The organism is Duganella guangzhouensis (assembly GCF_009674535.1).
GTDB lineage: Bacteria > Pseudomonadota > Gammaproteobacteria > Burkholderiales > Burkholderiaceae_D > Rugamonas > Rugamonas guangzhouensis.
In genome coordinates, this window is record NZ_WKJK01000001.1 from 371,416 (window position 1) to 384,550 (window position 13,135).

The following is a 13,135-nucleotide window of genomic DNA, read 5'->3' on the forward strand; positions in this document are numbered from 1 at the left end:
TTTTCATGAGAATTCAGAAAGAATCGGTCCGTAGTCTCGACAAGCTGGACAGAAAGATATTGCAGATCCTGCAGGAGGATGGGCGGATCTCGATGAAGGATCTGGGCGAGCAGGTGGGGCTGTCGACTACGCCGACTATCGAGCGCGTCAAGCGCATGGAGCGCGATGGCGTGATTACCGGCTATCACGCGCGCATCGATCCGCCGTCGCTGGGCGCCAAGCTGCTGGTGTTTGTCGAGATTACGCTGAATCAGAAGTCGGGGCCGGCGTTCGAGCAATTCCGGCGCGAGGTGTTGCGGATACCGGAGGTGCAGGAGTGCCATCTGGTGTCGGGCGATTTCGATTACCTGATCAAGGCGCGGATACACGAGATGGCCGAGTACCGCAAGCTGCTGGGCGATATGCTGCTCAGCCTGCCTGGGGCGGCGCAGTCGAAAAGTTATGTCGTGATGGAGGAGATCAAGGAAACATTAACTTTGTCGACCGAGGTGGTGCAGGGCTGATCTGCATCAAAGTGCGGCGCTTGTGTTTGCGGGTGGGCGGCGCATACTGTGTTCATGAACTCCGTTGAATCCATCAAATACCGTAAAACGCTCGAAGCAGGCGGCGTGCCGCCCGAGCAAGCTCAGGCACACGCCGATGCGCTGGCCGAGGTCTTGGAGAGTATGGCTTCCAAAGATTGGGTAAGGGCGGAACTCAAGCAGCAACTGGGAGATCTGAAGTTCGACATGTTGAAATGGATGGTCTCCCTGTTCATCGCCCAAACCAGCATTACCATCGGCACCGTCATCGCGCTCATCCGCTACCTGCCGCACTAAGCCGCGCTTCAGTTACAATGCCATAATGGCATCACAACCAACTGGAGCAGGCGTGAACCCTCCGTCATCGCAGCTCGCCGTCCGCTCGCTGGACGAGCACTTGTCATCCGACCAGAGCTTCAGCTCCGCCTACGCGCGCGCGGTGGGCGCGATCGCCGGCAACGAGGGCAACCTGACGCTGGCCCAATTCGCCGCCGTCACCGAGCTGGCCGGCGACGGCCAATCGTCCGCCGTGTTCACCGCGCTGGTACTGAACGCGATCGAATCCGGGGTCGAAGTCGACTGGGCGCTGAACGCCCTCGGCCGCAGCTGCACCGGCGTCGACCAGGCCGCCCGCGAGCAAGCATTGCACATGGTGATCCCGCTGCTGGCGCTGCACGGCGCCGATGCGCGCGCGCTGGCGCAGCGGCTGGCCAAGGCGCTGTCGGTACGCGTCGTCGCCGAAGACCTGAATCGCCTGCCACAGTCCGAAGAGCGTGGCATCCTCGCCAACCTGGGCGAACAGGCGCGGCGGCTGGTGCGCGGCCGCTCGCTGGCGGACGCGGTGGCGGATTTTGGCCGCAGTGCCGGCCAGCCCGCGCTGATCGACCATGCGCGCGAATTCCAGTCCGGCGCCATCGACCAGACCGAATTGCGGCAACTGGTCAGCGTGACCACCACCGCCATCACGCAGGACATCGGCACCTACCTGGAGCAGGCGCGCATGCTGTCGGTGGCCGAGGCGGCGGCCAGTTCACTGGTCAGCGCCGCCAGCGACCTGAAAAATCAGGTCACGCAGCGATTGGTGTTGGTCGAGCAGCGCATCGGCTACGAACGCCGGCTGATGATCGAAGAAATCGACGACGCCGTGCACGATGCCGGCAACGCCATCGAACTGGCCATGACCGACCGCCTCAACACCGACAAATGGAAAGACGAAGACGTCTGGGCCAGCATGGGGCGCAACCAGTTCGGGCAGGAGATGGAGCGGCGGCTGGACCGCATCGTACGGCGCAAGGAGCAGGCGCTGCAACTGCTGCAGGAAGATCTGCGGCTGTTCCAGTCTGGTATGAAGCTGGGGCAGGCGACCGTGTTTCAGCGTCAGCACCATGCCGCGCTGGCCAAGCTGATGCCGCGCATGCGCATCGGCACCCGCATCGTCAACAAGCTGGACACGGCGGCCAACGTCACGCTGGTCAGCGGCGCCGCAGTGGCCGCCAGTACCGGCACCGCCGCCTATCTGATCGGCACGGCGGCGGTGTTGCCGGTGGTGGCGCCGGTGGCGCCGTTTGTCGGCGGCGCGGTGCTGCTGGCGGGCGCGTTCAAATGGTTCACCGATGGTGGCAAGCGCAAGCGCACCGAAATCCGCGACAAGCGCATCGCCTTTGAAGAAGAGCTGCGCAAGCAGCTGCTGGCGGCCGAACAGTCGTTCAACGCGCAGCTGGACCTGGTGGCGGAAGGCTTCCGCGACTCCGCCGTCCAGCTGTTGACGCCGATCTTGCTGGAAGCCGAAGCCGCCGGCCGCGTGCCCGGCATGCGCCAGCGCATCGCCGACCGCGTCATCACCCAGGCGCAAGCCGCCATCAAGCAGCTGGACGCCGAAATGTAACCGGGGTCAATCCTCCCAAAGCTACACGGGCTCTACCGTAGCGGAACGCTACGGTAGAGCCCGTGTAGCTTTGGGAGGATTGACCCCGGTTTGGGTTACAGGTTGCGGGCGATGATGGCGTCGGCGGCGGTGGCGGCTTGTTGCAGTGGCTGGGTCAGCGCTTCGGTGGTGTAGACCGGCGTCGATGGCATGGCTGCGCCCAGTACCGGGCCGTCGGTTTTGCTGATGTCGACCGAGACCGTGGTCGACAGGCCGATCCGCAGTGGATGTTCTTTCAACTCTTTGGCATCCAGTGCGATACGCACCGGCAGGCGCTGCACGACTTTGATCCAGTTGCCGCTGGCGTTCTGCGCCGGCAGCAGCGAGAAGGCGCTGCCGGTGCCGGCCGACAGGCCCACTACGCGGCCGTGGAATTCCACTTTGCTGCCGTACATGTCGGCTTCCACTTTGGCCGGCTGGCCGACGCGGATGTTTTTCAGTTCCGATTCCTTGAAGTTGGCATCTACCCACAGCTGATCCAGCGGAACCACGGCCATCAGTGAGGTGCCTGGCGTGGCGCGCGCGCCGATCTGTACGCTGCGCTTGGCGACATAGCCGGACACCGGCGCCAGGATGGTGTTGCGGCGCGCCGCCAGCCATGCTTGCACGTAGTCGGCCTTGGCCGCTTGCACCGCCGGGTGCTGGGCCAGGTTGACGCCGCTGATCGATGCCTTGGCCGCTTCTTCCTGCTTGACCGCGACCGCGATCGCGGCGCGCGCGTCTTCCACCGCCTGGCGCGCGTGATCGACTTCTTCACCGGAGACGGTGTGGTCGGCCGCCAACGGTTTGCGGCGCGCCAGGTCGTCCTCGGCGTTTTTCAGTTGCAGCTTGCGCTGGACGATGACGGCGTCGTACTGCGCCACGTCGGCAAAGCGCTGGCGTTGCTGGCGCACGGCGGCGCCCAGTTTGGCGTCGGCCTGGGCCAGCGCGACGTCGGCGTCGGCGGCGTCGAGCCGGATCAGCGGCGCGCCGGCTTGCACCATCTGGGTTTCGTCGGCGCGGATTTCGGTGACATTGCCGGTTACCTGCGACGAGATGTTGACCAGGTTGCCGCCGACGTAGGCGTTGTCGGTCTCCTGCACCTTGGACAGCACGATTTCATAGTAGGCGGCATACGCCACGCCGGCGGCGATGAAGGCCAGTGTGATCCCCGCCAGCACGGCCTTGCGTTTTTTCTCGTTAGGTTTGGTGGTTTCAGTGCTCATGATGTGGTCCGTTCGATTATTTGGATGCAGTCGCCAGCGGCGCGTCTTCGTGATAGCCGCCGCCCAGCGCATTGGTCAGCGCCACTTCGGCCAGCAGTTGTACCTGTTGCAGATAGAGGTCGGCGTCCTGCTGTTTGAGCAGGGCCAGGCGCGCGTTCAGCACGCTGGCGTTGTTGGCCAGGCCGTGGTCCAGCCGCGCTTGCGCCGACGTCAGCTGGGCGCGGGTGGTGGCGGTGGCCGCGGTCTGTTGCGCGATCTGCTGTTCGATGCCTTGCAACTGGGCGCCGCTTTGCGCCACGTCGCGCACGGCGTCGATCACGGTCTGGTTGTATTCGGCGATGCGTTCGTTGCGTGCGGTGCGGGCGCCGTCCAGCTGTGCGTCCAGGCGTTTGCTGTCGAACAGCGGCAGCGACAGCGTCGGACCGAGGTAGACGGTGCGGCTGGCGCCCTGCAGCAGGTTTTCGAACTTGACGGTGTCCAGGCCGATCGAGCCGGTCAGGTTGATGTCCGGGTAGAACGCGGCCTTGGCGGCGTCGATCTTGCTGAGCGAGGCTTCGACTTTCCAGCGCGCGGCTTGCAGGTCGGGGCGGCGCGCCAGCAGTTCCATGCCCAGCCGCGCCGGCAGTTTGTGCGGCGCCGGCGACAGCGCCACCGGTTTCAGATCGGCCAGCGCGCTGTTGTCGGCGCCGGCCAGCGCGCGCAGCGCTTCGCGTTCGTGTTCGATGTCGGCCTTGAGTTGCGCCTGCTGTTTGCGGATCAGGCTCAGCTCCGATTCGGCTGCGCGCTGTTCGTCGGCGTTGGCCAGGCCGCGCGCGATGCGTTTGGCCTTGTCCTGCACCAGCGCGTTCTGGGTGGCGGCCAGCTGTTCGGTGTTGGCCAGTCGCGCCCACGCGCCCTGCAGCCGGAAGTAGCTTTGCGCGATCGACGCGGCCAGCGCCTGTTCGGCTTCGGCGTAGGCGGCGCGGCCGACATTCAGTTCACCGACGGCGGCGGCGACCTGGGCGCGGTTCTTGCCCCACCAGTCGAAGTTGTAGCGCAGGTCGAGGCGCAGCGTTTCTTCGCTGTAGTAGGAGCCGCCGATGGGCGCCGGGAACAGGCCGGTGCCGGAATAGCGCTGGCGGTTGGCGTTGGCGTACAGCGAGGTGTCGATGCCCAGGTCGGCCACGGTGCGCGACAGCGAGGAGCGCGCGGTGCCGATGTGCGCGGCCGCCACTTCCAGCGACGGGCCGCCGGCCAGCGCCTGCTTGATGATGGCGTTCAGCTGCTCATCGTGGTAGGCGGTCCACCACTGCGCTTCGGGCCAGCCTTCGTGCGCCAGCTTGATGTTGGCCGACAGTTCGGCGCTGGCGATGTCGCGTTGTTGCAGCGGATGTTGATCGGGCGGCGCGGTGGCGCAGCCGGCCAGTGCCACGGCCAGCGCGGCGCTCAGCAGAGTAGGGCGTAAGAGTGTTTTCACGTTGAGTTCCATCGGGTTATTCCATGGCCGCGTGGTCAACCGCGACCGGCGCGGATTTGGCCGGCGGCCGTATCAGCAACAGCAGCGGGATCACGCACAGGGTTGCGATCATCATCATCCAGAAGTCGTCCACATACGAGATCATGGCCGCCTGGCGGGTGATCTCGTTGTTCAGCGTCGCCGCCGCTTCCGGCGTTGCCAGATTGTTCAGCAGCGCCGGATTGGCGATGGTGATGTGCTCGGTCAGCGAGGCGTGCACGGTCTGGGTGTTCCGCGCCAGCAGCGTCTGCACCAGCGCGATGCCGATCGAGCTGCCGATGTTGCGGATCAGGCTATAAATCGCGGTGCCGTCGGCGCGCAGTTCCGGCGTCAGCGTGGCGAAGGTGGCGGCGCTGAGCGGCACGAACACCAGACCCAGCCCCAGGCCCTGGATCACGCCCGGCCAGACGATGTCGCTTTGCGATAGCACCAGCGTGTACTGGGTCATTTGCCACAGCGAGAAGGCGGTGATCAGGAAGCCGGTGCCCAGCAGCAGGCGCAGGTCGACCTTGCCGACCAGGCGGCCGACGAACATCATCGCGATCATGGTGCCGATGCCGCTGGGCGCGGTGACCAGGCCGGCGATCTTGGCCGGATAGCCCATCAGGCTTTGCAGCATGGACGGCGTCAGCGCGCGGGTGGCGTACAGCACCAGACCGACGATGAAGATGAACAACAGCCCGCTGACGTAGTTGGAATTGCGCAGCAGGCGGTAATCGAAAAAGGATTGCCCGGCGGGCCGGGTCGCGGTATGGGCGACAAAATAGGCAAAGCTCAGCGCCAGGATGATGACTTCAACCCAGGTTTCGGTCGAGCTGAACCAGTCGTTCTGTTCGCCGCGGTCGAGCACCATCTGCAGCGCGCCGATGGCCAGGCTGAGAGTGGCGAAGCCGAAGGCGTCGAACTTCATCTTGCGTGGCGCGGCGCTGTGGCGGATGTAGCGCCAGATGCCGTAAAACGCCACCGCGCCGATCGGTACGTTGATGAAGAATACCCAGCGCCAATCGTAGGCGTCGGTCAGCCAGCCGCCCAGCGTGGGGCCGAGGATGGGGCCGATCATCACGCCCATGCCCCACACCGCCATCGCCGAGCCGTGTTTTTCGCGCGGATTGATGTCCAGCAGCGTCGACTGCGAGAGCGGCACCAGCGCGGCGCCGAACACGCCCTGCAGCATGCGCGCCAGCACGATTTCGGTCAGGTTGCCGGACAGGCCGCACAGCACCGAGGCGATGGTGAAGCCGGCCACCGAGGTCAGGAAGATGTTTTTCTGGCCGTAGCGGTCGCACAGCCAGCCGGTCAGCGGGGTGGCGATGGCGGCGGCCACGATGAACGAGGTCAGCACCCAGGTGATCTGGTCCTGCGAGGCCGACAGGCTGCCCTGCATATGCGGCAGGGCGACGTTGGCGATGGTGCCGTCCAGCGCCTGGATCACGGTGGCCAGCATGATCGAGACGGTGATCATGGTCCGGTTCAGGCCGTCGTCCGGGGCGGCGGTGTTGGCGGCGGCGCTGCTCATGACTGCGACTCGATATTGGTCTGGATGGCTTCCAGGAACAGGGTGACGTTGCGCAGCATCTCCGGATCGACATTGCCCAGCAGTTCACGACGCAAAGTGTCGGCTTCCTGCCACACGGTCTGGTAGATTTCCTGGCCGGCCGGAGTCAGGCTCAGCAGCTTGACGCGGCGGTCGGTTGCCGACGGCGTGCGCACCATATAGCCGGCTTTGACCAGGCGGTCGACGGTGGCCACCATGGTCGGATCCTCGACGCCGGCGCGCGTCGCCAGTTTGGTCTGCGACGGCGGTTCGGTCTCCTTGGCGGTGAGGGCGATCGCCATCCAGCTGGCCTGGCTCAGGCCCAGGTGTTTGAGGCGACGGTCGATCGCCAGTCGCCAGGCGCGCGCGGTGCCGTGCAAGGCGGCGGAGAAGCGCTCTTCTATAGAGGACATATGATTTCGTGGCTAATCGTTAGGTATCGAACCATTAGTTTAGCACAGGTAATATATGTTCGCCAGCGCACGGAAATTTGCTGGAGAGTTTATTATGCTAATGGATGAGCAAGTTCGCTCGTACCACATAGAGACTCATCATGAAAGCCAAGTTCCTCGCCGCCAGCTTGCTGGCGCTGTCCGTCACTTCCGCCTTTGCCGCCGACGTCGGCCTGTCCATCAGTGTCGGCCAGCCGGGTTTTTACGGCCGCATCGATATCGGCGACTATCCGGCGCCGGCGGTGATTTACCGCCAGCCAGTGATCATCGAGCGCCCGGTGCGCTACGTGGAGGCGGCGCCGGTCTACCTGCGGGTACCGCCTGGCCACGCGAAGAACTGGGCCAAGCATTGCCGCGCTTACCACGCCTGCAACCAGCGGGTGTACTTCGTGCAGGATAATTGGTACAACCAGCAATACGTGCCGCGTTACCGCGAACGTCACGGCGGCCCCGGCCGCCCGGAAATGCGCCATGAGTACCGCAATGAACACCGTGACGAGCGTCGTGATGAGCGGCGCGACTTCCACGGCGATAACCGTCGTGATGACCACGGCCATGGCAACGGCCATGACAATGGTCGCGGCCATGATCGCCGCGATTGATTTTAAACGGCGGCCCCAGGCCGCCATCGGAGGTTGAATGCAGAGTAAATACGTCATCGTAGGCGGCGGCGCCGGCGGGCTGGAGCTGGCCTGTAAACTGGGCCGCAAGCTGGGGCCGCAGGCCGTGATGCTGGTGGATAGCCGGCTGTTCCACATCTGGAAGCCGTCGCTGCACGAAGTAGCGGCCGGCACGCTGGATGTGCACCAGGAAGGCTTGTCCTATCAAATGCTGGCGCATGACAATCACTTCACCTTCGTCTATGGCCCGCTGCTGGCGCTGGATGCGCAGCAGCGCGTGCTGACTGTGGGCGCCATCATCAGTGGTGACGAGCACAAGGAAGAAGTGCTGCCGCAGCGCCAGATCGGTTTCGACAGCCTGGTGCTGGCGATCGGCAGCACCTCGAATTATTTCGGCGTGCCGGGTGCCGCCGAGCACACCATTTCGCTCAACGCCACCGAGGACGCCGAGCGCTTCCGGCTGTCGCTGCTCAAGCTGCTGACGCTGGCGGAACTGAAAAAAGATACCCAGCCGGATGCCGGGGTGGATGTCGTCATCATCGGCGGCGGCGCCACCGGCGTTGAACTGGCGGCCGAGCTGCGCGAAGCCAGCGGCGTGTATGCCACCTACGGCTTCCGCCAGCTGGATGCGACGCGCGACGTCCGCATCACCTTGCTGGAAGGGGCGCCGCGCATCCTGGCGCCGCTGCCGGAAAAAGTTTCCAGCGCCGCGCTCGACCTGTTGCGCCAGCGCGCCGTGACGGTGGTGACCGATACCCGCGTGACCGCCATCGACGGCCGCGGCGTCACCGCCGGCGATACCGTGTATCCGGCGCAACTGGTGGTGTGGGCGGCCGGCATCAAGGCGCCGGACCTGCTCGGGACGCTGGGCCTGCCGACCGTGAGGTCCGGCCAGCTGGACGTGGACGGCACGCTGGCGGTCAAAGGGTTCGATTACATTTACGCGCTGGGCGATTGCGCCGCCTGCGCCGGCCCGGACGGCAAACTGGTGCCGCCACGCGCGCAAGCCGCGCACCAGCAGGCCGATTATTTGCTGGAGACGCTGGTGCGCAAGCACAAGGGCCAGCCGCCGCAGACCAAGCTGTATGAGTACCGCGACTATGGCTCGCTGGTGTCGTTCGGCCAGACCACCTCGGTCGGCAGCCTGATGGGATCGTTGAAAGGGCTAAGCTGGTTTGTCGAGGGCTTTGTGGCGCGGCTGATGTACGTCAGCCTGCACCTGATGCACCACAAGGCCGTGCTGGGTACGCTGCGCACCGCCACGCTGGCGGTGGCGCGCTATCTGATCAAGCGCACCACGCCACTGGTCAAGCTGCATTAAAGCGGGCTGGCCGATTTCGGCAAGACCATGGTCAGCGTGACGCCGCGTTCGGCGCCGGCCGCCAGCGTCAGCGTGCCGCCCAGGTAGGCGGCACGTTCGCGCGCCATGCGCAGGCCGAATTTGCCGGCCGACTGACCGGCCAGCACCGGCCCGGCGAGGCCGACGCCATTGTCCTTCACCGTCAGCATCACCTCATCCTCGTTGTCGTCGACGATGACGTCGACCTCGCTGGCCTGCGCGTGCATGTCGATGTTGCGCAGCGCTTCCTCCAGCGTGTGCAGCAGCACGATGCCGTGGCTGCGCGGGCAATCGAGTTCCTCTTCCGGCAGGCTGCAGCGAGCGGTGATGCCGCGTTGCTCGCCAAACTGCGTCACCAGCTCATCCAGCGCGACCCGCACGCCGAGGAATTCCAGCTTGTCGTTCCACAGTTTGAGCTGCATCTGACGGTTGGTTTCAACGATTTGGCCGAGCAGCTTTTTCATGTGGTTGGCGCGGTCCTGCAGCGCCGCGTCCTGCGGCAGCTTTTGCATCAGCAGGCCGAGGTGCATGGTCAGCGCCGTCAGCGACGAGCCCAGGCTGTCGTGCAGCTGGCGCGACAGCGAGCGCCGTTCGTTGTCCCAACAGGTGTGGACATGGCCCAGCAATTCGCTCAGGTCCGCGCTGCGCAGAGCGTCTTGCTGGTGGTTGTGTTCTTGCGGTGCTGGTGCGGACATAGTTTTTCTCAGTTGAGGTCGAACAGACTACGGTCTGACCCGATCATACCCGAGCTTTGCTGGCAGCGGCGCACGACTACTGCTTGACTGCCACCGGCTGTGCCAGCGGCAAGCGGGCGCAGGTATCGATCACTTCCATCAACTGATCGATGTCGACCGGCTTGACCAGGTGGCGGTCGAAGCCGGCGTCCATCACGCGCCGCAGATCGTCGGCCAGGCCGTAGCCGGTGAGGGCGATCAGCTTGATGTCGCGGGTGGCCGGATCGGCGCGCAGCCGGCGCGCCACCTCGTAGCCGTCGATGCCGGGCAGGCCGATGTCGATCAGCGCCAGATCGGGCTGGTAGCTGGTGGCGGCGCGCAAGCCGAGCACGCCGTCGGCGGCCGCTTCGACGTCGTAGCCATAGCCGCCCAACATCATGGCCATCATTTCGCGGCCATCGTCGTTATCCTCGATCAGCAGCACGCGCGGCTTGGCGTGCGTGGCGCGGCTGACCGGCGCCGGCACGGAACTGAGCTGGTGTTCGATGCGTGGCAGGCGCAGCGTGAAGGTGCTGCCGCAGTGGTCGCCGCGGCTTTCCGCTTTGACGCTGCCGCCATGCAGCTCGGCCAGCCGGCGCACCAGCGACAGACCGATGCCCAGCCCGCCCTGGGCGCGGTCCAGCGTGCTGCTGCCCTGCACGAACACGTCGAACACATGGGGCAGCAGCGAGGGCGCAATGCCGACGCCGTTGTCGCGCACGCTCAGCACCACGTCGTCGTTCTCGGTCCAGGTGCGCACCTCGATGCGGCCGCCGGGTGGGGTGTACTTGAGGGCATTGTCGATCAGGTTGCTGGTAATCTGTTCCAGCCGGGTGCAGTCGCCGCTGATCCAGCCCTGGTCCAGATCCTGGGCCAGGTCGTAGTCGGTGCTGCGGCCGGTGGCACGGTAGGTTTCCAGCGAGGTGGCGACCAGCGCCGCCAAGTCCAGCGGCGCCGGGTTGAGCAGGATCTTGCCCGACATGGCGCGCGACAGGTCCAGCAAGTCGTCGACTATGCGGCCCAGGTGCTGACTCTGGCGCTGGATGATTTTCTTGGCGCGGTGCACGCCCTCGGCCGACACCCCCGGCAGGCCGATCAGCGAGGCCGCGCTGCTGATGGCGCTGAGCGGATTGCGCAGTTCGTGCCCCAGCATGGCCAGGAATTCGTCCTTGGCGTGGTTTTGCCGTTCCACCGACTTGCGTTCCTCGATTTCATTGGTCAGGCGGCGGTTGCTGGCGGTCAGTTCGGTGGTGCGCTGGCTCAGCTGGCGCGCCTGCTTTTTCAGTTCCTCGTTCTTCATCGCCAGCGTGACGAACACCGCGATCTTGGCGTACAGCACTTGCGGGATCACCGGCGTGAACAGGAAGTCGACCGCGCCGTGCTGGTAGGCTTTCAGGCGGTCCAGCTCGTCGGTGGCAAAGGCGGTGATGAAGATGATCGGAATGTCGGACGAGCGTTCGCGGGCGTGGATGGCGCCGGCGGTTTCAAAGCCGTCCATGCCGGGCATGTTGACGTCCAGCAGGATCACGGCAAAGTCGTGCATCAGCACCTGGCGCAGCGCGTCCTGGCCGGAGCGTGCCGCCAACACTTCATAAGATTCCTGCTCGGCCCACTGGGCGAGCAGGCTGGTCAGCGCAAACAGGCTGTTGGCGTCGTCGTTGACGACCAGTATCTTGGGTTTATCTAGTTTGGGCACGGGGTCTCTGCACTATGCGGACGCACTCGCCGATCATAGCAAGCACCTATATGAATGTCAAAACGGCACATTCAATCGAACACGACAGGCGGGCGGCGCTGGCAGGGTTCGATCGCGCACAGACTGGCCGCGCCGGCGCTGTCACAGTGGATGGGGATTTCAACTGAAAGGATGCCATCATGAACATCGATACTGTCGTGGACAAAGATTATCTCGGCCACAGCTTCCGCGCGCTGGCCGATGCGCCGACCAGCGCGCTGCGCGGCGTCAGCGCCAAGGATGCCAAGGCGCTGGCGCAGGCGTTCAATGTGCATACCGTGCGCGATCTGGCCAATCTGGCGTTTGTCAAATGGGCCGCCGCCATCACCACGCTGGCGGATCAGGAGCAGGAAACCCCGGCCGAGCTGGCCAGGGAAACCCTGCTGGATAGCGCGGTCGAGATGACTTTCCCGGCCAGCGATCCGGTGTCGGTGGATGCCGGCATCACCCGCATTGAAGTGGCGCCGGAAACGGTGGATGCGCACGACGATCACCAGCATGCCAGCAAGGTCGATCAGAGTACCAAAGCCGGCCTGAAGGACGAGGCGGCCGCGCATTGAGGGGAGGGCGGGCGGCGAGCCCGCCCGATAACGCATCAGGCCGGCGTGGCCGACATGGTGTGATGCTGCGGCACCTGGCCCTGCGTGGCTTGGGCGGTGCAGCTGCGGTTCTTGCCGGAGCGCTTGGCTTCATACAGGGCGCCATCGGCGGCGGCAATCAGCGCCGCCACTTCGTGGGCATCGTCGGGGAAGATGCCGATGCCGATGCTGGTCGACAGTTGCAGCGTCAGGCCATTGACCTGGTAGGGCTGCGATACCGCCTCGATCAGCTTGTTAGCGGGTTCCTGGGTGTCGGCCACATGGGCGATATTGCCCATCACAATCACGAATTCGTCACCGCCGACGCGCGCCACCGTGTCTTCCTTGCGCGAGCAGCCGACCAGGCGCTGCGCCACCAGCTTGAGGATTTCATCGCCGTAGGCATGGCCGTGGGTGTCGTTGATGGCCTTGAAGCCGTCCAGATCCAGATACATGACAGCGGCTTTGCTCTGCTGTCGGGTGGCATGCTGCAGCACGGTGGCGATGCGGTCTTCCAGCAGCCGCCGGTTGGGCAGGCTGGTCAGTGGATCGTGCAGCGCCAGTTCCTGCTGCTGGCGGCTGTATTGTGCTAGCTCCTTGTACAGCAGGCGCACTTCCAGCATGTTGTGGATGCGCTTGTGGACTTCCATCAGATCGAACGGCTTGCTGATGAAGTCGCGCGCGCCGGCCTCCAGCGCGGCGATCTTGAAGCTGGGCTGGGCGGTCAGCGCCAAGACCGGCAGGTAGCCGCCTTGTTCGATTTCCTTCAAGCCCTTCATCACCTGGAAACCGTTCAGGCCTGGCATTTGCAGGTCGAGCAGGATCAAGTCGTAGCAATGCTGACGGTGCAGCGGGCATACCTGTTCCGGCAGCATGGTGGACGAGACATCGGTATAGCCGGCCTCGCGCAGTATCTCCAACATCAGGTCGACGTTGTCTGCGCTGTCATCCACCACCAGGATTTTGGCGTTCAGGATTTCTTCTCGGCTCGGCATGGTGTCAGGGTCTCAGTGTCTTTA

General features: G+C 64.8%; 13 protein-coding genes. 6 read left to right on the forward strand and 7 right to left on the reverse strand.

Features of this window, described 5'->3' with window-relative positions:
- Positions 1 to 5: 5 nt before the first annotated feature.
- The 3 genes from GJ699_RS01545 to GJ699_RS01555 are packed head-to-tail and all read left to right on the forward strand — an operon-like array spanning position 6 to position 2,406.
- Positions 6 to 503: an Lrp/AsnC ligand binding domain-containing protein gene (locus tag GJ699_RS01545; RefSeq protein ID WP_154372428.1), complete on the forward strand. Its 498-nt coding sequence runs from the start codon at positions 6 to 8 to the stop codon at positions 501 to 503.
- Positions 504 to 557: 54 nt separating this feature from the next.
- Positions 558 to 818 carry a hypothetical protein gene (locus GJ699_RS01550; protein WP_154372429.1) on the forward strand — a complete coding sequence of 87 codons (261 nt, stop codon included), beginning with the start codon at positions 558 to 560 and terminating at the stop codon, positions 816 to 818.
- A 52-nt stretch (positions 819 to 870) separates the two neighbouring features.
- Positions 871 to 2,406 (forward strand): hypothetical protein, encoded by a 1,536-nt coding sequence (locus tag GJ699_RS01555; RefSeq protein ID WP_371867418.1) that lies wholly within the window; start codon positions 871 to 873, stop codon positions 2,404 to 2,406.
- 95 nt (positions 2,407 to 2,501) lie between these two features.
- On the opposite strand, the gene GJ699_RS01560 is transcribed toward GJ699_RS01555, so the two are convergent.
- Genes GJ699_RS01560 through GJ699_RS01575 form a run of 4 tightly spaced genes read right to left on the reverse strand, consistent with a single transcriptional unit; the run spans position 2,502 to position 7,092 of the window.
- The gene (locus GJ699_RS01560; protein ID WP_154372433.1) at positions 2,502 to 3,650 is read right to left on the reverse strand and encodes an HlyD family secretion protein; all 1,149 of its coding nucleotides are present in this window, start codon (positions 3,648 to 3,650) and stop codon (positions 2,502 to 2,504) included.
- Positions 3,651 to 3,666: 16 nt separating this feature from the next.
- Entirely contained in the window at positions 3,667 to 5,106 is a 1,440-nt protein-coding gene (locus GJ699_RS01565) for an efflux transporter outer membrane subunit (RefSeq protein ID WP_371867419.1), read from the reverse strand.
- Between the two features lie 16 nt (positions 5,107 to 5,122).
- The gene (locus GJ699_RS01570; protein ID WP_154372436.1) at positions 5,123 to 6,661 is read right to left on the reverse strand and encodes a DHA2 family efflux MFS transporter permease subunit; all 1,539 of its coding nucleotides are present in this window, start codon (positions 6,659 to 6,661) and stop codon (positions 5,123 to 5,125) included.
- Positions 6,658 to 7,092 carry a MarR family winged helix-turn-helix transcriptional regulator gene (locus tag GJ699_RS01575; RefSeq protein ID WP_154372438.1) on the reverse strand — a complete coding sequence of 145 codons (435 nt, stop codon included), beginning with the start codon at positions 7,090 to 7,092 and terminating at the stop codon, positions 6,658 to 6,660. Before GJ699_RS01575 ends, GJ699_RS01570 begins: the two co-directional genes overlap by 4 nt.
- A gap of 140 nt (positions 7,093 to 7,232) precedes the next feature.
- On the opposite strand from GJ699_RS01575, the gene GJ699_RS01580 reads away from it, so the two are divergent.
- Both GJ699_RS01580 and GJ699_RS01585 read left to right on the forward strand, forming a co-directional pair.
- Positions 7,233 to 7,733 (forward strand): hypothetical protein, encoded by a 501-nt coding sequence (locus GJ699_RS01580; RefSeq protein WP_154372440.1) that lies wholly within the window; start codon positions 7,233 to 7,235, stop codon positions 7,731 to 7,733.
- Positions 7,734 to 7,770: 37 nt separating this feature from the next.
- Positions 7,771 to 9,072 carry an NAD(P)/FAD-dependent oxidoreductase gene (locus GJ699_RS01585; protein ID WP_154372442.1) on the forward strand — a complete coding sequence of 434 codons (1,302 nt, stop codon included), beginning with the start codon at positions 7,771 to 7,773 and terminating at the stop codon, positions 9,070 to 9,072.
- Here GJ699_RS01585 and GJ699_RS01590 read toward each other — a convergent pair.
- Positions 9,069 to 9,785, reverse strand: a complete 717-nt coding sequence (locus tag GJ699_RS01590) for a sensor histidine kinase (RefSeq protein WP_154372444.1) — start codon at positions 9,783 to 9,785, stop codon at positions 9,069 to 9,071. The two genes, GJ699_RS01585 and GJ699_RS01590, sit on opposite strands and share 4 nt — an antisense overlap.
- Positions 9,786 to 9,861: 76 nt before the next feature.
- Positions 9,862 to 11,499, reverse strand: coding sequence for a response regulator (locus GJ699_RS01595; protein WP_371867420.1), 1,638 nt, complete (start codon positions 11,497 to 11,499; stop codon positions 9,862 to 9,864).
- 179 nt (positions 11,500 to 11,678) lie between these two features.
- On the opposite strand from GJ699_RS01595, the gene GJ699_RS01600 reads away from it, so the two are divergent.
- Positions 11,679 to 12,098: a hypothetical protein gene (locus tag GJ699_RS01600; protein ID WP_154372446.1), complete on the forward strand. Its 420-nt coding sequence runs from the start codon at positions 11,679 to 11,681 to the stop codon at positions 12,096 to 12,098.
- Positions 12,099 to 12,133: 35 nt separating this feature from the next.
- On the opposite strand, the gene GJ699_RS01605 is transcribed toward GJ699_RS01600, so the two are convergent.
- On the reverse strand, positions 12,134 to 13,111 hold the full coding sequence (locus GJ699_RS01605; protein ID WP_154372448.1) for a GGDEF domain-containing response regulator: 978 nt from the start codon (positions 13,109 to 13,111) through the stop codon (positions 12,134 to 12,136).
- Positions 13,112 to 13,135 lie beyond the last annotated feature (24 nt).

Bases quoted from the DNA above. Each gene is read 5' to 3' on its own strand.
- GJ699_RS01550 (WP_154372429.1), top strand. From the start codon at position 558: ATGAACTCCGTTGAATCCATCAAATACCGTAAAACGCTCGAAGCAGGC.
- GJ699_RS01580 (WP_154372440.1), top strand. From the start codon at position 7,233: ATGAAAGCCAAGTTCCTCGCCGCCAGCTTGCTGGCGCTGTCCGTCACT.
- GJ699_RS01605 (WP_154372448.1), bottom strand. From the start codon at position 13,111: ATGCCGAGCCGAGAAGAAATCCTGAACGCCAAAATCCTGGTGGTGGAT.
- GJ699_RS01570 (WP_154372436.1), bottom strand. From the start codon at position 6,661: ATGAGCAGCGCCGCCGCCAACACCGCCGCCCCGGACGACGGCCTGAAC.
- GJ699_RS01575 (WP_154372438.1), bottom strand. From the start codon at position 7,092: ATGTCCTCTATAGAAGAGCGCTTCTCCGCCGCCTTGCACGGCACCGCG.
- GJ699_RS01600 (WP_154372446.1), top strand. From the start codon at position 11,679: ATGAACATCGATACTGTCGTGGACAAAGATTATCTCGGCCACAGCTTC.
- GJ699_RS01590 (WP_154372444.1), bottom strand. From the start codon at position 9,785: ATGTCCGCACCAGCACCGCAAGAACACAACCACCAGCAAGACGCTCTG.
- GJ699_RS01585 (WP_154372442.1), top strand. From the start codon at position 7,771: ATGCAGAGTAAATACGTCATCGTAGGCGGCGGCGCCGGCGGGCTGGAG.
- GJ699_RS01545 (WP_154372428.1), top strand. From the start codon at position 6: ATGAGAATTCAGAAAGAATCGGTCCGTAGTCTCGACAAGCTGGACAGA.
- GJ699_RS01560 (WP_154372433.1), bottom strand. From the start codon at position 3,650: ATGAGCACTGAAACCACCAAACCTAACGAGAAAAAACGCAAGGCCGTG.